We start from the raw sequence: 21,693 nt of genomic DNA on the forward strand, positions 1-21,693 counted from the left end.
GTTTTGAAAAAGAAATTCATCACATACGGAAGTAATGCTTTTCTTCAGTCATCAAAAAGGATTATTGAAGAAGCAAAATCTCTGAATGCCTTTAACGAAACTCAACGTTACGGATATTCGGATTTGCCATATGCATTGAAGTCTTCTCCACTTTTCTTAGATAAAAAAAAAGGCGGACATTGGATTTGGAAAGCTTATATCATTTTTGACAGTCTTTCCAGGTTGTCTAACGGAGATATTTTAGTTTATGTGGATTGCGGAAGTGAACTGAAAAATTCTGCCGGCTGGAAAAATCAATTTGAAGAATTGACTCATTCTGATGCTGTTTTTTTCCAATATAGAGACAATCAGGATTACGGCTGGAAAAGATTCAATCCAAATCTCACTGATGATCCGAAACTGAAATATTGGACTAAAAAATCAACAATCGAGCAATTCCAGAATCTTTTTGAAAATGATAAAGAATGGCTAGGAAAAAATAAACTTTGGGCTGGGTTTACAATTATTAAAAAAACGCCGGAAACTTTTCAATTGGTAAAAGATTGGTTAGATATAATGATTTACAGACCCGATTTAGTTGCCGACCCATTGATTTTTGAAAGAGGAAATCAGAATGAGGGATTCGCTTCTCATCGATATGATCAGACTATTTTGTCGATTATTGTAAGATATTATCAGAAAAATATAAATATTACAATCAAAGATGAAGAAAGTGAAGGCAATTATGATAATCAAATTGTAAAAGCTTCCCGAAGAGTTGATAAAACCGAAGAAAAAAGTATAAAATCGTTCCTAAAAAGAACATATCACAGAATAAAAAAATAATGGAAAAGAATTCCAGAATATATGTAGCAGGCCATCGCGGGCTAGTGGGAAGCGCCATTCTAAGGGCACTAGAAAAGCAGGGCTTTACGAATCTTATCACAAAAACTTCTATTGAGGTTGATTTGAGAGATTATAACCAGACTGCAGATTTATTTGCACAGGAAAAACCGGAATATGTATTCCTGGCAGCAGCAAAAGTGGGCGGAATACAAGCTAATAATATTTACAGAGCTGAGTTTCTTTATGACAATATGATGATTCAGAATAACGTGATTCATCAGGCTCATACGAACGATGTCAAGAAATTATTGTTTTTGGGTTCAAGTTGTATTTATCCAAAAATGGCACCTCAGCCTTTGAAAGAAGATTCTCTTTTAACAGGAACTTTGGAACCAACCAATGAGCCTTATGCCATTGCAAAAATCGCAGGTATCAAAATGTGTGATGCTTATAGAAGTCAATACGATTCTAATTTTATCTCGGCAATGCCAACCAATATGTATGGTCCAAATGATAATTATGATCTAAATAATTCTCACGTTTTGCCTGCTTTGTTAAGAAAATTCCACGAAGCTAAGGAACAAAATCATCCGGAAGTTGTAGTCTGGGGGACAGGAACACCACTTCGTGAGTTTTTACATTCCGATGATCTTGCGGAAGCCTGTATTTTTCTGATGCAGAATTACGATGATTTCGGACATGTTAACGTGGGTAGAGGCGAAGACATCAGCATTAAGGATTTGGCTTTATTGGTAAAGAAAATTGTTGGTTATGAGGGTAATATTGTTTGGGACACTTCAAAACCAGATGGAACACCTAGAAAATTGATGGATGTTACTAAAATTAATGACCTTGGCTGGAAAGCAAAAATCGGATTAGAGGAAGGAATCAGAGATGTTTATGAAAAAAAATTCAAAACAAATAGCATTACATAGATGAAAACGGCACTTATAACAGGCGTAACAGGACAAGACGGTTCTTATTTAGCAGAGCTCCTTCTAGAAAAAGGCTATAAAGTTCACGGAATCAAAAGAAGAGCATCTTCATTCAATACTCAGAGAATCGATCATCTTTATGTAGATCAGCACGAAAATAATGTGAATTTCAAATTACATTACGGCGATTTGACAGATTCTACAAACATCATTAGAATCATTCAGGAAGTCCAGCCAGATGAGATTTATAATCTTGGCGCAATGTCGCACGTGAAAGTATCATTTGACTCTCCGGAATATGTGGCCAATGTCGATGGAATAGGAACTTTGAGAATTCTGGAAGCTGTACGTATCCTTGGTTTGGAAAAGAAAACCAAAATCTATCAGGCTTCAACATCAGAACTTTATGGTGGTTTGGAAGAAAATAAAAATGCAGCTGGTTTTTATGATGAGAATTCGCCTTTCTATCCAAGATCTCCTTACGGTGTAGCGAAAATCTACGGATTTTGGATTACTAAAAATTATCGTGAAGCCTATAATATGTATGCTTGCAACGGAATACTTTTCAATCACGAATCGCCAAGAAGAGGAGAAACATTCGTCACTAGAAAAATTACGATGGCCACTGCAGCAATTGCAAAAGGAAAACAGGAAGTTTTATACTTAGGTAATTTGAATGCTCAGAGAGACTGGGGACACGCGAAAGACTATGTAGAAGCCATGTGGAGAATTCTACAGCAGGATGTTGCAGAAGATTACGTCATTGCAACAGGAAAAACGACTTACGTAAGAGATTTTGTAAGAATGGCTTTTGCAGAAGCAGGAATAGAATTAGCGTTTGAAGGAGAGAATGAAAATGAAGTGGCAAAAGTTTCAAAATGTAATAATCCTGATTATCAATTAGAAATTGGTAAAGTAGTTGTGAAAATTGATCCTCAATATTACAGACCTACAGAAGTTGATTTATTAATTGGAGACCCAACAAAATCAAAGACAAAATTGGGTTGGGAACCAAAATATGATCTTGCCGGTCTTGTAAAAGAAATGATGCAGGAGGATTTAAAAATAATGTAAAAACAATATGGCGGGGAGATTTTTCTCTCCGTTTCTATAAATATTCATAATAATTCTATGCAAAATCAACCTCTGATTTCTATCATAACTGTAGCTTATAACAACAAATGTGGTTTGGAAGAGACAATTAAAAGTGTCATTTCGCAAACTTGGAAAAATTTTGAATTTGTTATAATTGATGGCAATTCTAATGATGGAAGCAAAGAATTATTAGTATCATATTCCTCTCAAATTAATTTCTGGATCAGCGAACCTGACAAAGGAATTTATAACGCAATGAACAAAGGAATTACCAACTCAAAAGGAGATTATTTGATTTTTATGAATAGTGGTGACCGTTTTTCTTCACCGGAAATTTTAGAAAAAATAGTACCTCACTTTAATAGCGAAGATATTGTTTACGGAAACGCTTATTACGAACTGGAAAACCGTAAAAAATATGAATATAGAATCCCATCCAGAATAACTGTTGGATCACTCTTGAAAGAACCAATCTGCCATCAGTCTGCTTTTTTCAAAAAAGAACTTTTCGAAAAATATGGGATGTATGATGAGGGTAATAAAATTGCTTCTGACTGGACTTTTATGATGGATATTTTTATTCATCACAATATTTCTCAAAAGTATATCAGTGAGTTCATCAGCATCTTCGAAAAAACAGGAATCAGCAATACCAATACGGATTTGAGTTTCTCAGAACAAAGAAAATATCTGTCCGAAAATGTTTCTGAGGAAATCCAGAATATGGCAAAATACTTTGATGAATATTCCAAATTCTACAATGGAAAACCAGGAACAATGCTGAGAAATTTAAAGGATAAAATCTATAACTTAATTTATAGAAAAAGAAATTACGAAAGAAAATACATCGATTAGATTTTCAAAAGAGGATTGACATATTTTGGAAATTTACCGTACAGGAAAAAGTCCTTATCAAACTTCATTTTATAAAGATAATAAGCTAAAAACGGATTGAGTAAGAACAAATCTTTTTTAGGAAAATTCTTTTCAAACTCTTTCCCTATTCTCAAGTAAAAACTTTTAAAAATACCAAAATTCATTTTGCAAACATTACTCAAAATTGAAAAATTGGCGAAATTCTTAAGGTAGTTTTCTGCTAATCTAGATTTAGAGTAAAGTCCTCTTTCTTTGGACATTTCCAGCTTTTTCGTAAGTGTAATGAAGTAATGCTCGATATTCTTCAAGCCTACAGTTGCAGTCATAGAATTGGGATTAGACAAAGAATAGTAAACGTAAGTTTCTTCTTCTAAAAAATTAATTTTCTTTGCTGCAACAGCGGTTTCAAATGCCCACAATTCGTCTTCGTGAAGAAGGTCATCCAAAAATTTAAGATGATTGTTTCTTAGAAAATCAGTTTTATACAATTTGTTCCAGGCAGTAACCGCCCATTCTCCAGAAAAAAAACCATCAAGAATTTCCTTATCTCTATAAGTTTCTTTTTTATTTTTCAACTTATGATAATTACTTTCTTTCGGAGCGTCATTTAATAAAAATCGTGTCTTTCCTAGAACAATATCAGGGTCATTCTCTGTTTTATCTATGAAATGCTGAAGAGAAAACTCGTCGCCTAAAATATCGTCATTATCCATAAAAAGAATATAATCTCCTGTTCCCAATTCCATTCCTCTATTTCTTGTTTTACTTAGTCCTAGATTAACTTCATTATTGACAATTTTAAAATCAATATTCAGATTTTCAGCAACATAATCATTCAGGATGTTCCAAGAATTGTCTTTGCTTTTATCATTGATAACAATCACTTCAAAATCCCTGTAAGTTTGATTTTTGATAGAATCCAAACACTTGACAATATAGTTTTCAGCGTTGTATAAAGGAATGACAATTGATATTTTTTTCATTATTTTTTGTGTTTATTGATCAGAACTTTCAAGATCAGAAAAGGATTTATTCTAAAAAATTTTTCTAGGAAAGATATGTTAGTTTTGGATGCAATATCCCAATAGGTTTTTGCCTGACTAAGTTTTTCTTCCGGAGACAATTTATCTTGAAAACGTTCTTTGATATTCAGTAAAGAACTTTGGGGATTTTTCAAAAGTAATTGATAATAGTTTTTCATCAAGCCGTCTTGGAGATAATCTCCAAAAGCTAAAACTTTATCTGTAAATAATATTTTATATTTTCGCTCTATTCTTCTGTATATCAGAGACTCTGAACAGAATTTTTCTCCCTCAAATTCCGGAAAATAAAATTGCTGATGAATTTTGGTTTTGTAACAATAGATCATTTCTCCAGGAAACTCCCAATCATATGTCGCTCTTCCGGAAACGATCCATTCTTTCTTCCCATATTTTTCTTTATCAAAATCAATATTATCAGAAAATCTAATGAAAGTAAATCCTGCAATCTGATAGTCTCTTTTGATTTTATCAGAAAGTGAATCCATTTCTTCAATCGCATTTTCAGCAAGATAATCGTCACTATCAATGACACAGAAAAACTCAGTTTTTGTATTTCTCAAACCATTGTTGACCGCAAAATGTTTTCCTTTATTTTCCTGAAATGTATATTGAACTTCGAATAGATTTTCATTCTGAAACTCTTGAACTAGAGTTTTAGTTTCATCGGAAGAACCGTCATCTACAATTGACCAAATGAAGTTTTTATTAGTTTGATTTTTAAGACTATTATAAAGCTTTGAAAGAATATAAGCTCTGTTAAAAGTAGGTGTAAAAATGGTAAACTTTTGCATTATGGTAGATTTATTGGTTCATAATCTCCATAATCCAGAGCATATTTTAACCAGTTTTTAATTCCATATTTTTTGACAATTTTTCTGTCAATTTTATGATATGGTTTTTGCAAAAATTCTTTTAATCCGGTAAAATCTTCAAAGTCTGTAATGAAAATATTATCTGGATGATAGAAATCGTAATCTTTGAGATTGTGATTGTTGGAAACAAATTTCTGCTCCTGATTCAGACATTCGAAAAACCGGAAAGCAACACCATTATGTGTACTCATTTTGAAATCTACAACTGCTTTTGTTTTCTCTGTATATTTTTCATTTTCAGCTAAAGAAATTCCTTTGTGCTGAAGGCTGACAGATTCAGTTTTCTTCTCTTCTCTAAATTCCGGAATTGTCAAAATAGCCTTGAATTTCAGATCATTTTCTTTAGAATAATTTTCGATATTATATGCCCAATTTATACGCTCATCCAATCCTACTCCAATATAAAAAAGGTCAATTTCTTCTTTTGCAGGATTGTGGAAAATATTTTCTGTGTAATGATAGATCGGCAAAGGAAGAAGATTGTATTGCGAATATTTTCTTATATCGTTGCCGTCAAAAACCAGCCTCCTGTCAAAATATTTATAATAATCAAGCACTCTGGGATACATATCTATGCCGTCCCATTGATAACTGACCATTTTTTTAGCCTGCTTTCTAACACTTTTGATGAGCTTTTCGGAATACATATCCACTCTGATGAAAAAAGCGATGTCATACGTTTTATTCTTCAGTCTTTTTTCAGCGAATTTTTCAAAAATCTGTTTTTCTTTTTTGATGAAGTAATTCTTGTCTTTCAAGATTAATCGTGAAAAAACATTACCAATTTTGTGAGTTAATGCATTTTTTTTTATTGCAGGCGGCAAAGATTCTATCAAAACATCGACCTCGAAACCCATTTTGATCAATTGGTCTACAATCGGTTTCGAAAGGTTAAGATTTTTATTGACGTATAATATCTTCATTAATTAGATTTAACACAGTTTCGATAATATATTCCGCTAAATTATGCTTTTTTTGTACTTTTACAAATTGAGATTTTCTTATTTATTTAAGATTATTTATTACTTAATAAAAAAATTAGATGATTCCAGTAACGAAACCATTTTTACCACCTCAGCAAGTTTATCAGTATTATTTGGAAGGGATTTGGAAAAGACAATGGCTTACCAATATGGGTCCGCTTGCCAGTGACCTCGAACTGAAACTAAAGGAATTTTTGAAAGTCAGTCATTTACTATTTGTGACTAATGGAACAGTTGCTATACAAATGGCTATCAAAGCGTTGGAACTGAAAGGAGAAATTATCACAACACCTTTTTCTTTTGTTGCGACTACAAGTTCTATTGTTTGGGAAAACTGCCAGCCTGTTTTTGTCGATATTGATAAGGATTCATTAAATATTGATGCTACTAAGATTGAAGCTGCAATTACTGATAAAACCTCGGCAATTTTGGCAACTCACGTTTATGGGAATCCTTGCGATGTCGTGAAGATTGAGGAAATAGCAAAGAAAAATAACCTGAGAGTGATTTATGATGCGGCGCACGCTTTCGGAGTAGAAATCAATGGAAAATCTATTTTTGAATACGGCGATATTTCCACTTGTTCTCTTCACGCAACCAAACTTTATCACTCAATAGAAGGCGGATTGATTATTACTAAAGATCCTGAATTACTGAAAAAATTAGCTTACATCAGAAACTTCGGATTCGATGGTCCTGAAAACTTTGCAGAATTGGGGCTCAACGGAAAGAATTCTGAATTTCACGCAGCAATGGGATTAGCAAATCTGAAATACATCGATTCTATTCATAAAAAAAGAAAAGAAATCACAGAAAGATATGATGAGAAATTGCAGAATCTGAAAGCTGTAAGACCAATTTGGCACTCTGATTCTGAAAATAATTTTTCTTATTACCCCATCATATTTGAAAGCGAAGAACTTATGTTGAAAATCATTGAACATCTTAAGCTTCACGAGATCTATACAAGACGATATTTTTATCCTTCGCTTGCCAATTCTTTACCTTATGTAAAATCTGAAAGCAATCTGCCAATTACAGAAGATATTGCAAAACGTGTGCTTTGTCTTCCGCTTTATGTCGATTTGACTTTGGAGGAAGTGGATATGATTTCTAGATTGATGCTAAGAATTCAAAACAATTAAAAATATGCTGATTGTAGGAGCAAAAGGTTTCGCTAAAGAAGTTATGGAGATTTTTCATCAAAAAGGTGAAACAGAGAATCTGCACTTCTATGATGATGTATCCTCGGATATTCCTGAGTTTCTTTACAATCAATTTAAAGTTTTGAAAAGCGAACAAGAAGCTAAAGAACTTTTTGAAAAAACCTCATCTGAATTTGTTATAGGAATTGGAAATCCTCAATTACGATATAAACTGGCAGAAAAATTCCAAAATCTAGGCGGAACATTGATATCATCCATTAGCAATTTTGCAGAAATAGGAAGTTTCGGAATTGAAATTGATGAAGGCTGCAACATTTTAGGAGGTGTGAAAATTTCCAATGATGTCAAAATCGGAAGAGGAACTATTGTTTATTACAATTCTATCATTACTCACGATGTCACGATTGGAGAGTTTTGTGAAATTTCTCCAGGCGCAACTTTGTTGGGAAGATGTAAAATTGGAAAGTTTGTAAAAATTGGAGCTGGCTCTATTATTTTTCCTGATGTCAAAATCGGAGATAATTCTGTTATAGCCTCCGGAGCAGTTGTCAGAAATGACGTTCCGGAAAATACAATGGTAGCAGGAGTTCCAGCAGAAATCAAAAAAACACTTTAGACTTGAAAAAAAAGTCAATACTTTTTGTAGCAGACAGACCTGATTGGGCTTACCATAACCTCATCAAAACCTGGGGCGATGGATTGAAAGAATTCGATTGTTATGTAACCTTCGAAGAGGATTTTAACATCAGAGCCAAAAGCTTTTCTTTTTCCGAAAAGCTAATGACCAACTTCATTAATCTTGTCAAAAACAGTGATAAGAAATTTGTTATCGATTCATCATCAAAATTTTCTTATCCAAAATATAAAATACCGCCGGTTTTTGAAGTAAACTCTGGAAAAAAAGTAGAAAAAACACATTTTGATGTGATTTTCGAATGTGCTTTCTATTTTCAGTTTATGTCGGTTTTTCCATTTACTTCAGATAAGAAATTTGTAGGAATTTACACCGATTCTTTTCCCCACGAAGGTCCAAGCTTTGATGAAAAGACAAAAACCGACCTTAAAAAATTGTCACGCCAAGAGTTTTTTGAAAAATATTTGAAACCTTATGATGGCATTATCGTTGGTAGTTCAGGTTTATATAATGATTATAAAGAACTGACAGATAAAATCACGTTTGGAAATGGAATTTATCTTCAGGAAGAATTTGTAGAAAATAAAAATATCGAAGAAAAAGAAGGCTTGACAATCGGCTGGACTGGAAACCCAAATCGTCCTATGAAAGGTTTCCGGGAAGTGATAGAACCGGCGATTGAAGAAGTCAATAAAACAGGCAGAAAGGTTTCTCTGAAAACAAAATTTTCTGGCCCATACAAAGATTTACTGACTTTCTACAGTGATATAGATATTATCGTAATTGCATCAGAAGCAGACACAGGTCCTTCTCTTTTCGCTGAAGCCAGTTTATCAAAAGTCCCAACCATTTCAACGAAAATCGGTTTTCCAAAAATGATTATAGAGGACGGTTTAAACGGTATTTTTGTAAAAAGAGATATTGAAGAAATGAAAAATGCGATTATCATGGTTTATGATAATCGTAAACTTTTGAGATCTTTCTCGGAAAGGATTAAAGAAGATTATCTTAAACAGTTGGATAATAAAATTTCTTTTGAGAATTTAAAAAAATTATTTAGTTAATAATACATCGAATGTTAGGAACATTAATTTGGAGAATAAAAGAAGCAACCGCTGTTTTTTTGGGCAAGAAAAAAACCCAAAAAGAAATGCCAAAACAAAATTTACCAGAAAGAAATCTGAACAACCTGACGCCTTTCCAATCCAAAGATGAAAAACTAAATCAATTTTTATCAGGATTATCAATTGAATTCATCTTCAGTGAGTTTAATGAAGAAAGAGTGAATGCCGGAGGTGCCGATCTTAGTCATCAATTGAGATTAGACCCAAGTCTCAGCACTTTGAAAAAATATTTTCCTAATGCAAAATATACCGCTTACTCAGATTTTGATTTAAAAATAAAAGGTGTTCATCTCAAAAAGATAGAAAAACCTATTCTGCAGGACAAAAAAAAAATGGAAAGACATTTTTATCATTTGGCAGATTATTACAAATTCAAAGGGATGCTGGAATCAGAAGCTGATATTGCAATTTCCATTGATTCTGATATGTATGTTTTGAATGACAATGTTTACAGCCTAATTTATCTGACAGAGAAATTTGGCTTCTGTGTTCCAAACAGTTCCGCCCGGAGTATGAATTTTGAAATCGAAACATCTCTTGATACAATTCCTGTAACTGATGAAAGTAAAGGTTTTGGAACAACTTCGAATATTACGCCAATGACATTGTCAAAAAAATCAGAAGCAGGAAAATTATTCTACAAGAAGTGTTGCGAAATTATGGAAAAAGAACCGTCTCGCGCTTCTATTGTAATGTGGAAAGCGGCTTGGGAAAGTGGCGTTTATCCTTATTTCCTTCCGAAAGAATTCTGTGTCTGCAGAGGGAATGAAGGGCTTGGTAATGAAGTAATCTTGCACGTTGGACATCCTTCGGTCGCAGAATTTTATAATGTAAAAATATAAATAGATGCTATTCAACTCTCTTAGCTTTGCAATATTTTTACCGATAGTTTTTGCTTTATATTGGCTTACAAAAACCAGAAGAAAGCAGAATATTCTTCTGATGATTGCAAGTTATTATTTCTATGCTTGCTGGGATTGGAGATTTCTTTTTTTATTAGCATTTTCAACATTTCTGGATTATTACACAGGTGTCAAAATTGAAGAATCTAAGAAAAAGTCTTACAAAAAATTCTGGTTCTGGCTGAGTGTTAGTGTTAATCTCGGATTTTTAGGATTTTTCAAATACTACAATTTCTTTGCAGAATCATTCTCAGAATTATTTGCCGGTTTTGGATTTCAAATTAATCCTTGGGTTTTACAGATTATCCTACCTGTTGGGATTTCTTTCTATACATTCCACGGGTTGTCTTACGTTATTGATATTTATAAGGAAAGAATCAAAGCAGAAAAATCTTGGATAGATTATGCATTGTTTGTCAGTTTTTTCCCCCTTTTGGTTGCAGGTCCTATTGAAAGAGCTACTCATTTACTTCCTCAAATTAAGAGAGAGAGAAATTTTAGCTATAGCAATTCAGTTGATGGGTTGAGGCAGATTCTTTGGGGACTTTTCAAAAAAATGGTTGTGGCAGACAATTGTGCTTATTATGCCAATATGATTTTCAACGATTATCACAATTATACAGGTGTTACCTTGATTTTTGGAGCTGTTCTATTTGCATTTCAGATTTACGGTGATTTTTCCGGCTATTCTGATATTGCTTTAGGAACGGCAAGATTATTTGGATTCGATTTGTTGAGGAACTTTTCTTATCCTTATTTCTCAAGAGATATTGCAGAATTCTGGCGCAGATGGCACATTTCACTTTCTTCTTGGTTTCGGGATTATTTGTACATCCCATTAGGTGGAAGCAAAGGTGGAAACTGGATGAGAATCCGGAATACGTTTATTATCTTCATTGTTAGCGGTTTTTGGCACGGAGCTAATTGGACATTTATTATCTGGGGTTTCCTAAATGCCCTTTTCATAATGCCTTCTATCGTTTTGAAAACCAATAGAAATAATTTGAATATAGTGGCAGAGGGAAGAACATTCCCGAATTTCCGAGAAATCATCCAGTTGATTGTCACGTTCTCCCTGGCTTGTTTTGCCTGGATATTTTTCCGTTCGGCTTCGGTTACAGATGCGTTTGCTTATATTGGAAGATTATTTTCTACGCTCGGAACTGGAATAGGATATCCTTATAAACTGCTAAATGGCGATCTGAGAGTTTTGATTTTTGTAGTAATAATGTTAATTTTCGAATGGTTTATGAGAGAAGAGCTTCACCCACTGAGGAGACCTTTTACAAAATTACCGACCGCTGCAAGATGGATAATTTATTTCTTGTTAGCTACTTTGGTCTTGTTATTTGCTGGTGAGCAGGCAGAGTTTATTTATTTTCAATTTTAAAAGAGATGAAAAAGTTTATTATTAGAACACTTCTATTTTTATCGCCTTTTCTAATCATTGAAATTTCTCAAGGTTTTTTACCGATTTATGCATTTACACATAAGTTCTATGAATCTCCTATGTACAAAAGTACTGTGGTTCCTCACAATTATCCGATCTATGCCAATCAGAAAGGAGAAATGACCGGAGTGGGCGACCTTTGTTTCAATACCAAGTATGAAATTCCAAAAGACGAAAGTTATATTACTGATGAATTAGGTTTCAGAAATGATAAATTTGTTAAAAACCCTGATATTCTTATCATTGGAGACTCTTATACAATGGGAGCAACACTTAATCAATCTCAGCTTTTTACCAATCAATTAATAAAAAACTCCAATTATTCTGTCTATGGCATGGCTCCAATAGATTTTTCAATTATTGATAAATTGCTCAAGTTAGGCATTATTCAGAAACCTAAATATATTATTTATCAACGAGTTGAACGAGGAGAAGTTCCTAAAATTGAATATTTTGACAATTCTTTCTCTAATCAATTAAAATACAAATACAATAATCTTTGGACACTTGGGAATACTAGTGTTTTTCTAGACAAAATTTCCCGAGGCTATATTAATAATTATGCTAAAGCAAAGATTACAAAAAGCAGAGGAACAGGAATCCAGTCAAAAGTGGAAGACAAATTATTTTTTTATGATACAAAACACACCAATCCTTCACAAAAATGGATGAATATCAATATCAAATCTTTAGAGTCTTATAAAAAATATTGTGACTCTATTGGAAGTCAATTTATTTACCTGCCAATGCCAAATAAAGAGACTGTTTATTTTGATAAAGTTCCTTTAGAAAAACAACCAGATTATCTTTTCAGAATCGGAAATATTCTAAAACAGAAGAATATCAATTACTATCCGACTATTGAATTTTATAATAATTTCAGAAAAACGGATAATAGAATGTTATATCAGTATGATGATTCTCACTGGAATGCGCTAGCGTCTGAGCTCATTGCCAAAGAATTAATAAAAAAAATTGAAGAAGAAGAAGAAGAACGTACAAACTAATAATGATATCACAATTAACCTTTACAAGATTTATTGCGGCTTTTCTCATTGTTTTCCTTCATTACGGTGCTGAACTTTTTACCGATATACCAGATTCAGCTAAAATCATTAGAGACCATCTTCATTTGGGAGTAAGTTATTTTTTTGTTTTGTCGGGTTATGTTATGATGATTGCTTATTCTGATCTCGAAAGAATTGATTTTAAAAACTATATCATCAATAGACTTTCCAGGATATACCCGACTCATGTATTAGCATTATTTCTTACAATTTTTGTGAGTATCTTATCTAGTATTAATTATTTAAGCTATTACAAATTTGATACTGAGGGATTTATGTTAAATCTTTTATTATTACAAGCTTGGTCTCCCAATTATGCACTTAGTTTCAACATCCCTTCCTGGTCTATATCTGTCGAATTATTTTTTTACGTTTGCTTTCCATTTTTATTCAACTGCTTCATAAGAAAAGTAAGCATAAGAACTGTAATCATTACATGTATTATATTTTGGATTACTATGCAAGTGGTTCTTAATCTATATTATAGATCTGATTACTTTGACTTTTCAAAACCAGCTCATAAGAATTTTTTGTTTTACAACCCTGTTTTTAATTTCAGTAGTTTTTTGATTGGTTGTTTAGCTGGTTTGATATATAAAACAAAAAAATACCGCCAGAAAAATTATGACTTCATTATTATCCTGCTCATTTTTCTGACTACATTTTGTATAATTAAATTTCATAATCTTTTGCTCCAAAATGGTTTATTATCGATTAATTTTGCACTGGTAATTATAGCTCTTTCCTTGAATAATGGTTATATTGCTAGAATATTTAAAAACAAAAAATTGGTGTATTTAGGTGATATTAGTTTTGCAATGTACTTACTTCAGTTTCCTATATTTACTGCTCTTAACAAGATCAACACTATTGTAAATTTTAAAAATCCTTATATTTATTTTATAATTGGATTTTCCATTTTACTAGTATGTTCGCATCTTGTATTTAGATTTTTTGAAAATCCATTGAGAAAAAAAATAAAAACACTTTTTATATGATTGTTGGTCGAGGACTTTTAGCATCTTTATTTATAGAAAATGACAGAAATGACACTGTTTTTTTTGCTTCTGGTGTTTCTAATTCTTTAGAAACTAGTTCTGAAGAATTTCTGAGAGAAGAAAATCTTATAAAAAAAACAATATCAGAAAATCCTGGTCAATTATTCGTGTATTTTTCTACTTGCAGCGTTTATGACTCTTCTAAAACAGGTAGTGATTATGTTCTTCACAAACTGAAAATGGAACAATTAATCAAAAATTCCTGCGAAAAATATCTGATTCTTAGGGTAAGTAATGCTGTTGGGAATGGTGGTAATCCTAATTTGCTGATGAATTATCTTATCCGTTCAATCAACAACAATGAAACCATTAATGTCCATACAAAAGCAACCAGAAATTTAGTCGATGCAGAGGATATTAAGAATATTACTTTTCAATTAATTGAAAAATCTGATTTAAATAAAATCATTAATGTAGCTTACATTCAGAATTATAGAATTATTGAGATTTTAGAAATTATTGAACGTTTTTATGATAAAAAATTAAATATGAATCTCATTAAAAGTGGTTCAGGATATGATATCAATGTTCCCGATGTAGAGAATTATTTTCAGGAGAATGGATTGACAGACAAAGAATCATATCTTTGTCGAATATTAGAGAAATATTACTCTTAAACTATGAACGATTTTAAAGATAAACTTAGTAGTAAAAATATTTTAGTCACAGGCGGAGCTGGTTTTATTGGTTCTAATCTTTGTGAAGAACTTATAAACCTCGACGCAAATGTAACTTGCCTTGACAACTTCTCCACAGGTTTCAGAGAAAATCTGGAATCCATAAAAGACCATCCGAAATTCAAATTAATCGAAGGCGATATTCGCAATTTGGAAGATTGTAAAAAAGCTTGTGAAAACCAGGATTTTGTATTGCACGAAGCGGCGCTTGGTTCTGTTCCAAGATCAATCAATGATCCAATTACAAGTAACGATGTAAATGTAGGTGGATTTTTGAATATGCTTGTAGCAGCCAGAGATGCCAATGTTAAAAGATTTGTTTATGCTGCAAGTTCATCTACTTATGGTGATTCTGAAAGCCTTCCAAAAATTGAAGATAAAATCGGAAAACCACTTTCTCCATATGCGATTACAAAATATGTTAACGAGTTATATGCTGATGTTTTCAAAAGAACATACGATTTTGACACCATCGGTTTGAGATATTTCAATGTATTTGGAAGGAAACAAAATCCAAACGGCGCTTATGCAGCAGTTATTCCAAAATTCGTAATGCAATTGATGAATCACGAATCTCCAGTTATCAACGGCGGTGGAGAATACTCAAGAGATTTTACTTACATCGACAATGTTATTTTGATGAATCTTTTAGCATTAACGTCCGAAAACTCAGAATCTGTAAATCAGGTTTACAATACAGCTTTCGGAGAACGAACCACTCTAAATGATCTCGTAAGTAATCTGAAACAATACCTATCCGATTTTGACCCTAAAATTGCAGAAATAGAAGTTATCTACGGTGATTACAGAAAAGGTGATGTTCCACATTCTCTTGCGAGTATCGACAAAGCAAAAAATTTATTAGAATATCAGCCAAAACACTCTATGAAAGAAGGCTTGAAAGAAGCTGTAAAATGGTACTGGAACAATCTTAAATAAAACAATGAATCATAAAATTACAATAATAGGTCTTGGTTATGTAGGCCTTCCTTTAGCAAGATTATTCTCTACAAAATATCCTGTTGTAGGATTTGATATTAATGAAAAAAGAATTGCAGACCTAAACGCTGGAAAAGACGACACCCTAGAAGTTGAAGATGATTTGCTGAAATCTGCCTTGGTTCCAAACAATCCAAATTTTGGAGAAACAGGATTGTTCTGTTCCAATAAATTTGGAGATATTGCTGATTCTAACATTTATGTGGTAACCGTTCCAACACCTGTTGATAAAAACAATCGCCCTGATCTTACACCGCTCTATAAAGCGAGCGAAACTGTAGCTAAAGTTCTAAAAAAAGGAGACATTGTAATCTATGAATCCACTGTTTATCCTGGAGTTACAGAGGAAGAATGCATTCCTGTTTTGGAAAAAAATTCGGGATTGAAATTCAATGTTGATTTTTTTGCTGGTTATTCACCGGAAAGAATCAATCCTGGCGATAAACTTCATACCGTTGAAAAAATATTGAAAGTAACGGCTGGATCTACTCCTGAAATCGGAAAAATCGTAGATGATCTTTACAAATCGGTGATTATTGCAGGAACCCATTTGGCTCCAACGATTAAAGTTGCAGAAGCAGCAAAAGTCATAGAAAACTCTCAAAGAGACATCAACATTGCATTTGTTAATGAGTTAGCCAAGATTTTTAACCTGATGGGAATAGATACACATGATGTCTTAACAGCCGCAGGTACAAAATGGAATTTCTTACCATTCAAACCAGGTTTAGTTGGTGGGCACTGTATTGGTGTTGATCCTTATTATCTGGCACAAAAAGCTCAGGAATTTGGTTATCATCCAGAAATTATTTTGGCCGGCAGAAGAATGAATGATTCTATGGGACAATACGTTGCAAGCGAAACGGTAAAACAAATGCTAAGACAGGATCTAAAAGTTAATGGTTCTGATGTTTTGGTCTTAGGATTTACCTTCAAAGAAAATTGTCCTGATGTTAGAAACACGAAGGTCGTGGATGTTGTCAAAAATCTTGAGGATTACGGAATCAATGTTGCTATCTATGATCCGTGGGCTAATCCGGAGGAAGTAAAGCATGAATATGGTTTGGAAACCTCAACAAAACCACCTTTCAAAAAATATGATGCAGTTGTTTTAGCTGTTTCCCATAAAGAATTTAAAGATCTCAACATCAAAAATCTACTCTCAGAAAAAGGAATTATCTATGATGTGAAGGGTATATTAGAAAAAGAAAAAAGCATTAAAAGGTTGTAGAATGAATCCAAAGATTGCCTTTTTAACGCCAGGCAGACATAACCCAATGGGGGTATTTAGCGAAAGTTATATGAATAACATCCCTAACATTGAGAGATTTTTTGGTAATGATATTCCTTTTTTTCCTGAAGGAACTTCTCGCAAAAGGCAAAGATTTATTCGATATCTATTGACTATTCTATCTTTTAAAAATGACAGATTACTTCAAAATTTATATAAACTAATTTTAAAGAGATATCTAAAAAAAAGAAAAATAGATTTTGTAATTGCAGAATTCTTAACGACGGGTGCAAGTGTGGTTGAGGTCTGTCAATCACTTAACTTACCTCTTATCACGAATGTTTTAGGACACGAAATCAACAGGAAGGACTATCTTGATCTTTATGATAAAAAATATAGAATGCTTGCTAATTATAAGCAATCTTACATTATTCCCGTTTCAAAGGATATGATTCCAAAACTTAGAAAATATAAGTTTAAAAATATCATTTATTCTCCAATCGGCGCCAAGCCTTTTTTCTTTGATGTTAAACCAGATTATCACTCCAATAATTTACTGGCAATGGGCAGATTTGTTGATATAAAATCTCCATTAGATACCATCAGGGCATTCAAGATTGTAAATGAAAAATACAACCACATTCGTCTCAATTTTGTTGGTGTTGGTGATCTTTGGGAAGAAGCCAAAACATTAGCAAGAGATCTTAAAATATCTGATAAAATTAACTTCATAGGATCAATTAATCAGACTAAACAACTTGAACTCTTTGAAGAAGCTGCAATTTTTCTCCAGCATTCTGTAACAGCTAAAAATGGAGACTCAGAAGGAACTCCCGTGGTTATAATAGAAGCTTCTGCAGCAGGTATACCGGTAGTTTCAACAAAACATGCCGGAATTGTTGATGTTGTAAAGGATAACGAAAGTGGCTTTCTAGTTGAAGAACATGATTATAAAGCTATGGCCGATAAAATCCTTGATCTTCTTGAGAACAGAAATAAGCTGAAAACTTTCGGTGAAAATGGGAGAGAGTTTATAAAAGAAAATTTCACAGCGAAACATCATACAGATGTCGTCCAAAAGATCATAGATTCTTTTTGATTATCGATCAAATCTCCATCGGAAAAATTTATATCCCACAAACAAAGGCAGACGGTAAAATAAGTCCTGCTTTTTTAGTTTTTTAGAATAGGCTGAAGAAAGATAATCTGTAAGGCTCAAAGATTTCATTTGGTTATAAGCTATATAGCTTCTTTTCCAAAGTTGCTCATTTTTCTGTGCTTTCCAGTTCATTTCGAGAGTCATTCCTTTGAAGTCAACCAGATATTCAAGAATCAGTTTTTTCTTGTAAGAATCTTTTTCTTCACGATAAGCCTTGTCCATATAAAACGCAATCGTAATCCAATTCCCAAAATGCTTCTCTCCCCTATTATGAATAATTGAAGCGCCGTGGAAATAATATAGATAAGTATTCTCTCTAAGAAACGCAATTTTTTCAAACTTCAGCATACTTTGAAAACTCCAAAGAACATCTTGAGAAAAGAGATCTTTCACAAAATACAATTGATGTTTCACTATAAAATCCATTCTCACAAGCTTATCGCAAGCCATTACAGGATATTGTCCTTTCACAAAATACCAGACTATTTCTTTGTTACCTTCCAGAATATCTTTTTTAGAATTAATAGGAAAATAATTTCGTCTCCAGTTTTCTTCTTCATTGATGCAGACACTTTGTCCTAAAACCATTTCTGCATTGGTTTCTTCTGCAAGCTTTACAAGATGTTCAATCGCATAATCTGTGATCTCGTCATCACTATCCAGAAAATAAATATACTTTCCTTTTGCCAGATCTATTCCTGCATTTCTAGCCATAGATAAACCTTGGTTGGTTGGCTGATTGAAAATGATAAAATTAAAATCCGGATTTTTCTGAATAAATCTCTCTGCAATTTCCATAGATGAATCTGGTGTTAGATCATTCACCAAGATGCATTCGATATTTTTGTAGGTTTGATTAACAACCGACTGCAAACATCTTTCAATGAATTGTTCAACTTTATAGACAGGAATTACGATTGTAATAAGCGGACTCATCAGGTGTATTTTAATTTTATTAAATTTAGGCAAAAATAGAAATAAAAATCTGGCATAAGAGTATCTTTGCATTAATAGAAACACAATGGGTTTATTTTCCAAAATTATTTTTAAAATACTGAAAGAGAATTCTCTTAACGTCATTCGGAAAAACAAAAATTCCAAAATTGGAGATGTATTTAAAATTGGGAATTATTCTCATTTTTCTATTCATCCGTCTGCTTCTTTGTTGATTAACAATCGGGTTAATCTTAGAAATTATTGCAATTTTGTATTGGGAGAAAACGCAACAGTTATTCTGGAAAAGAATGTCTTTATGAATAATTATTGTTCTATTAATGCTATCGAAAAAATAGAAATCGGGGAAAACACTTTGTTTGGCGAAGGTGTGAAACTTTACGACCACAACCACGAATATAACGAAAAAACTGTTGAACATCGCAAATTCACATCTTCTCCCATAAAAATTGGGAAAAATTGTTGGCTGGGAAGCAATGTCACGGTCTTGAAGGGCGTTACAATAGGTGACAATTGTATTATTGGTGCCAATTGTCTTGTCCATAAGGACGTTCCCGAGGGGACTGTTCTCAAACTAAATCAGATATTTTCTTAATTAATTTGTATGGATCAATCACCCAAGATTTCCGTTGTAATGTCCGTATATAATGGCAGCAATTTTTTAGCTCAGAGTATTGAGGCTATTTTGGATCAGACATTTCAGGATTTCGAATTCATTATTATTGATGATGCTTCTACGGACAAAACACCTGAGATTATAAAAACTTATGCTGACAAAGATTCCAGAATCCAAGCTTTCCGAAACGAAAAAAACATTGGACCGGCTGGCTTCATTAAGAATCTTAATACGGGTTGTAGAGACGCTAAAGGAAAATATATTGCAAGAATAGACCACGATGATATTTCCAGAAAAGATCGTTTCCAGTTGCAATATGATTTTTTGGAAAATAATCCTGAAATCTTTATTGTTGGAGCTGCTCTCAAAAGAGTGGATGAAAACAACAAAGATTTGGGCGAGATGCGAGCACCTCTTAATAATGAAGGAATAAAACAAGCAATGCCAAAAAAAATCTCTTTATATCATCCCGTAATTATGTTCAGGAAAGAATTTTATCGCGATTTTTACAGAGAGAAAATGCGCTATTGTGAAGATTACGATTTTTATTTCAGGATTATGACGGACGACTTGAAAATGGCAAATCTGGATGAATGTCTACTGGAATATAGGATTCTTCAAAACTCTCTCTCCAGAGAACAGGATAAAGTGATCAAAAATCTTTTTATTAATCAATCTAAAGTTTTTTATGAAGAACGATTGAGAAAGGGCAAAGATTCTTATGATTCTTTTGAACCGAATGACTTTTTGAACATTTACAAGAATCCTTCAAAACAATTGTTTGTAAAAGCCATCAATGTTTCAAAAAAGTATTATGATTACGTAGGATTCCAAAAGCTGATGGCGAAATATAAAGCGCTATACAGTTCTGATTTTTTCTATTTAAAAAATAATTTTCTTCTTGCTTTGGGTGAATCTGCATTCTATAAATATTCTAAATTGATCAATAAGCTGGGATCATCGGAATCAATACAATAAATCTTATGACAGATATTTTTATCAAATCTTTTAATCGTCCCTTTTATCTGGACAGATGTATTTCTTCTATTAATCAATATATTTCGGGAGATTTCAGGATTAAAATTTTGGATGATGGAACCCCTAAACAATATCTGGACAAGATCAGAAAAAAGCACTTGAATGTTGATATTCTTCTTTCTGATAATTATGAAAAAAAAATTAAAGCGATTGACGAAAATCTGATATCTGGAAAAGCAGTTAACGGATTCGAAATTCCCACCAAATTCTGGTACAAGAATGTTAAAAATGCATCAGAATATGTAATTGTAACAGAGGATGATGTTTGGTTTACCAATCCTATTAATATCAATGAGTTATCAAATCAAGCTAAAATTTTAGACATTAATCTGATAAAGCTTGGCTGGCTAGGAAATGAATCTGAGAGAAAAGATTTGATAATTGATTCCATCTCTGAGAATCTGGAGTCAGCAAAACCAAAAGATCTTCTTTTCTTTCCAAAAATACTAATGGAAGCTTTCTTCTATAATCAATATAAATTTTACACTATTCTTTACAAATTAGGGAAAGTAAATCATTATTCTCAAGGGAAATATTGGGCAATCAATTCTATATTGATGGGATTCTTCAACAAAAATTATTGGCTTAAAATCTGGGAAGGGATGGACGGAAAAGTTGATGAGAAAAGACAGCTTATCAATGCATCTTTGTTCTACAAAAAGAATAAAAACAATCCTAATTTTATTTCAAGGCTGAAAACAGAATCGATGAAAACAACTTTCCAATCATCAGCAACCAATTCTTACCACGAGTATGGTTTTGATTTCGATGTCAACAGATTCAATCATTTGATTAATGAAGCTTGGCTGAGAGGTGAATTTGATGCTATGGAAAATTTTCCAAAAGATTTTTCTCTGGACTATTTCAAGAGATTCGTTTCTGAAAAAATCAATTTTACAGAATTCCAAAAATGGGCGGATCAGTTCCGGAAACAGTATGAAAATATGGGTTGCAAAACTGAATAAAAAAACTCCGAAAGTAATTTTCGG

Annotated in this window: 22 protein-coding genes; 18 read left to right on the forward strand and 4 right to left on the reverse strand. The window is 32.7% G+C overall.

Annotated features, from left to right (window positions below; genetic code table 11):
• Positions 1–3 precede the first annotated feature (3 nt).
• Genes KI430_RS11970 through KI430_RS11985 form a run of 4 tightly spaced genes read left to right on the forward strand, consistent with a single transcriptional unit; the run spans position 4 to position 3,710 of the window.
• The gene (locus KI430_RS11970; RefSeq protein ID WP_248875095.1) at positions 4–825 is read left to right on the forward strand and encodes a hypothetical protein; all 822 of its coding nucleotides are present in this window, start codon (positions 4–6) and stop codon (positions 823–825) included.
• The gene (locus KI430_RS11975) at positions 825–1,760 is read left to right on the forward strand and encodes a GDP-L-fucose synthase family protein (RefSeq protein WP_248875096.1); all 936 of its coding nucleotides are present in this window, start codon (positions 825–827) and stop codon (positions 1,758–1,760) included. The genes KI430_RS11970 and KI430_RS11975 overlap by 1 nt, the downstream gene beginning before the upstream one ends.
• The gene (gene gmd, locus KI430_RS11980) at positions 1,761–2,834 is read left to right on the forward strand and encodes a GDP-mannose 4,6-dehydratase (protein ID WP_248875098.1); all 1,074 of its coding nucleotides are present in this window, start codon (positions 1,761–1,763) and stop codon (positions 2,832–2,834) included.
• A gap of 57 nt (positions 2,835–2,891) precedes the next feature.
• A complete protein-coding gene (locus tag KI430_RS11985) occupies positions 2,892–3,710 on the forward strand; it encodes a glycosyltransferase family 2 protein (protein ID WP_248875100.1) in 819 nt (272 codons plus the stop codon).
• On the opposite strand, the gene KI430_RS11990 is transcribed toward KI430_RS11985, so the two are convergent.
• Genes KI430_RS11990 through KI430_RS12000 form a run of 3 tightly spaced genes read right to left on the reverse strand, consistent with a single transcriptional unit; the run spans position 3,707 to position 6,569 of the window.
• Positions 3,707–4,714, reverse strand: a complete 1,008-nt coding sequence (locus KI430_RS11990) for a glycosyltransferase family 2 protein (protein WP_248875102.1) — start codon at positions 4,712–4,714, stop codon at positions 3,707–3,709. The genes KI430_RS11985 and KI430_RS11990 overlap by 4 nt on opposite strands.
• Positions 4,714–5,565, reverse strand: a complete 852-nt coding sequence (locus tag KI430_RS11995) for a glycosyltransferase family A protein (protein WP_248875104.1) — start codon at positions 5,563–5,565, stop codon at positions 4,714–4,716. Before KI430_RS11995 ends, KI430_RS11990 begins: the two co-directional genes overlap by 1 nt.
• Positions 5,565–6,569, reverse strand: a complete 1,005-nt coding sequence (locus KI430_RS12000) for a hypothetical protein (protein ID WP_248875105.1) — start codon at positions 6,567–6,569, stop codon at positions 5,565–5,567. The genes KI430_RS11995 and KI430_RS12000 overlap by 1 nt, the downstream gene beginning before the upstream one ends.
• Before the next feature lie 119 nt (positions 6,570–6,688).
• On the opposite strand from KI430_RS12000, the gene KI430_RS12005 reads away from it, so the two are divergent.
• Genes KI430_RS12005 through KI430_RS12055 form a run of 11 tightly spaced genes read left to right on the forward strand, consistent with a single transcriptional unit; the run spans position 6,689 to position 18,036 of the window.
• Positions 6,689–7,774 (forward strand): DegT/DnrJ/EryC1/StrS family aminotransferase, encoded by a 1,086-nt coding sequence (locus KI430_RS12005; protein ID WP_248875106.1) that lies wholly within the window; start codon positions 6,689–6,691, stop codon positions 7,772–7,774.
• Positions 7,775–7,778: 4 nt separating this feature from the next.
• Positions 7,779–8,411: an acetyltransferase gene (locus tag KI430_RS12010; protein WP_248875107.1), complete on the forward strand. Its 633-nt coding sequence runs from the start codon at positions 7,779–7,781 to the stop codon at positions 8,409–8,411.
• 2 nt (positions 8,412–8,413) lie between these two features.
• Complete coding sequence (locus tag KI430_RS12015; protein WP_248875108.1) at positions 8,414–9,493, forward strand: glycosyltransferase; 1,080 nt, start codon at positions 8,414–8,416, stop codon at positions 9,491–9,493.
• Between the two features lie 11 nt (positions 9,494–9,504).
• On the forward strand, positions 9,505–10,395 hold the full coding sequence (locus KI430_RS12020; protein ID WP_248875109.1) for a hypothetical protein: 891 nt from the start codon (positions 9,505–9,507) through the stop codon (positions 10,393–10,395).
• 4 nt (positions 10,396–10,399) lie between these two features.
• Positions 10,400–11,845, forward strand: a complete 1,446-nt coding sequence (locus tag KI430_RS12025) for an MBOAT family O-acyltransferase (protein WP_248875110.1) — start codon at positions 10,400–10,402, stop codon at positions 11,843–11,845.
• Between the two features lie 5 nt (positions 11,846–11,850).
• Positions 11,851–12,912, forward strand: a complete 1,062-nt coding sequence (locus KI430_RS12030; RefSeq protein WP_248875111.1) for a hypothetical protein — start codon at positions 11,851–11,853, stop codon at positions 12,910–12,912.
• Positions 12,913–12,914: 2 nt separating this feature from the next.
• Entirely contained in the window at positions 12,915–13,970 is a 1,056-nt protein-coding gene (locus tag KI430_RS12035; RefSeq protein WP_248875112.1) for an acyltransferase family protein, read from the forward strand.
• The gene (locus KI430_RS12040) at positions 13,967–14,647 is read left to right on the forward strand and encodes an NAD-dependent epimerase/dehydratase family protein (RefSeq protein ID WP_248875113.1); all 681 of its coding nucleotides are present in this window, start codon (positions 13,967–13,969) and stop codon (positions 14,645–14,647) included. Before KI430_RS12035 ends, KI430_RS12040 begins: the two co-directional genes overlap by 4 nt.
• Positions 14,648–14,650: 3 nt before the next feature.
• The gene (locus KI430_RS12045) at positions 14,651–15,646 is read left to right on the forward strand and encodes an SDR family oxidoreductase (protein ID WP_248875114.1); all 996 of its coding nucleotides are present in this window, start codon (positions 14,651–14,653) and stop codon (positions 15,644–15,646) included.
• A 4-nt stretch (positions 15,647–15,650) separates the two neighbouring features.
• On the forward strand, positions 15,651–16,937 hold the full coding sequence (locus KI430_RS12050) for a nucleotide sugar dehydrogenase (protein WP_248875115.1): 1,287 nt from the start codon (positions 15,651–15,653) through the stop codon (positions 16,935–16,937).
• A 1-nt stretch (position 16,938) separates the two neighbouring features.
• The gene (locus KI430_RS12055; protein WP_248875116.1) at positions 16,939–18,036 is read left to right on the forward strand and encodes a glycosyltransferase family 4 protein; all 1,098 of its coding nucleotides are present in this window, start codon (positions 16,939–16,941) and stop codon (positions 18,034–18,036) included.
• Here KI430_RS12055 and KI430_RS12060 read toward each other — a convergent pair whose 3' ends face one another.
• Positions 18,037–19,032, reverse strand: coding sequence for a glycosyltransferase family 2 protein (locus KI430_RS12060; protein ID WP_248875117.1), 996 nt, complete (start codon positions 19,030–19,032; stop codon positions 18,037–18,039). It abuts the gene before it with no gap.
• An 85-nt stretch (positions 19,033–19,117) separates the two neighbouring features.
• On the opposite strand from KI430_RS12060, the gene KI430_RS12065 reads away from it, so the two are divergent.
• The 3 genes from KI430_RS12065 to KI430_RS12075 are packed head-to-tail and all read left to right on the forward strand — an operon-like array spanning position 19,118 to position 21,669.
• Positions 19,118–19,645 carry an acyltransferase gene (locus KI430_RS12065; protein ID WP_248875118.1) on the forward strand — a complete coding sequence of 176 codons (528 nt, stop codon included), beginning with the start codon at positions 19,118–19,120 and terminating at the stop codon, positions 19,643–19,645.
• 9 nt (positions 19,646–19,654) lie between these two features.
• On the forward strand, positions 19,655–20,644 hold the full coding sequence (locus KI430_RS12070; RefSeq protein WP_248875119.1) for a glycosyltransferase family 2 protein: 990 nt from the start codon (positions 19,655–19,657) through the stop codon (positions 20,642–20,644).
• A 5-nt stretch (positions 20,645–20,649) separates the two neighbouring features.
• Positions 20,650–21,669 carry a glycosyltransferase gene (locus tag KI430_RS12075; protein ID WP_248875120.1) on the forward strand — a complete coding sequence of 340 codons (1,020 nt, stop codon included), beginning with the start codon at positions 20,650–20,652 and terminating at the stop codon, positions 21,667–21,669.
• Positions 21,670–21,693: the final 24 nt, after the last annotated feature.

It is taken from the genome of Epilithonimonas zeae, from assembly GCF_023278365.1.
Taxonomy (GTDB): domain Bacteria; phylum Bacteroidota; class Bacteroidia; order Flavobacteriales; family Weeksellaceae; genus Epilithonimonas; species Epilithonimonas zeae_A.

Coding starts and splice junctions, on each gene's coding strand:
- KI430_RS11975 (WP_248875096.1), top strand. CDS start 825: ATGGAAAAGAATTCCAGAATATATGTAGCAGGCCATCGCGGGCTAGTG.
- gmd (WP_248875098.1), top strand. CDS start 1,761: ATGAAAACGGCACTTATAACAGGCGTAACAGGACAAGACGGTTCTTAT.
- KI430_RS11985 (WP_248875100.1), top strand. CDS start 2,892: ATGCAAAATCAACCTCTGATTTCTATCATAACTGTAGCTTATAACAAC.
- KI430_RS11990 (WP_248875102.1), bottom strand. CDS start 4,714: ATGAAAAAAATATCAATTGTCATTCCTTTATACAACGCTGAAAACTAT.
- KI430_RS11995 (WP_248875104.1), bottom strand. CDS start 5,565: ATGCAAAAGTTTACCATTTTTACACCTACTTTTAACAGAGCTTATATT.
- KI430_RS12000 (WP_248875105.1), bottom strand. CDS start 6,569: ATGAAGATATTATACGTCAATAAAAATCTTAACCTTTCGAAACCGATT.
- KI430_RS12005 (WP_248875106.1), top strand. CDS start 6,689: ATGATTCCAGTAACGAAACCATTTTTACCACCTCAGCAAGTTTATCAG.
- KI430_RS12010 (WP_248875107.1), top strand. CDS start 7,779: ATGCTGATTGTAGGAGCAAAAGGTTTCGCTAAAGAAGTTATGGAGATT.
- KI430_RS12020 (WP_248875109.1), top strand. CDS start 9,505: ATGTTAGGAACATTAATTTGGAGAATAAAAGAAGCAACCGCTGTTTTT.
- KI430_RS12025 (WP_248875110.1), top strand. CDS start 10,400: ATGCTATTCAACTCTCTTAGCTTTGCAATATTTTTACCGATAGTTTTT.
- KI430_RS12030 (WP_248875111.1), top strand. CDS start 11,851: ATGAAAAAGTTTATTATTAGAACACTTCTATTTTTATCGCCTTTTCTA.
- KI430_RS12035 (WP_248875112.1), top strand. CDS start 12,915: ATGATATCACAATTAACCTTTACAAGATTTATTGCGGCTTTTCTCATT.
- KI430_RS12040 (WP_248875113.1), top strand. CDS start 13,967: ATGATTGTTGGTCGAGGACTTTTAGCATCTTTATTTATAGAAAATGAC.
- KI430_RS12045 (WP_248875114.1), top strand. CDS start 14,651: ATGAACGATTTTAAAGATAAACTTAGTAGTAAAAATATTTTAGTCACA.
- KI430_RS12050 (WP_248875115.1), top strand. CDS start 15,651: ATGAATCATAAAATTACAATAATAGGTCTTGGTTATGTAGGCCTTCCT.
- KI430_RS12055 (WP_248875116.1), top strand. CDS start 16,939: ATGAATCCAAAGATTGCCTTTTTAACGCCAGGCAGACATAACCCAATG.
- KI430_RS12060 (WP_248875117.1), bottom strand. CDS start 19,032: ATGAGTCCGCTTATTACAATCGTAATTCCTGTCTATAAAGTTGAACAA.
- KI430_RS12065 (WP_248875118.1), top strand. CDS start 19,118: ATGGGTTTATTTTCCAAAATTATTTTTAAAATACTGAAAGAGAATTCT.
- KI430_RS12070 (WP_248875119.1), top strand. CDS start 19,655: ATGGATCAATCACCCAAGATTTCCGTTGTAATGTCCGTATATAATGGC.
- KI430_RS12075 (WP_248875120.1), top strand. CDS start 20,650: ATGACAGATATTTTTATCAAATCTTTTAATCGTCCCTTTTATCTGGAC.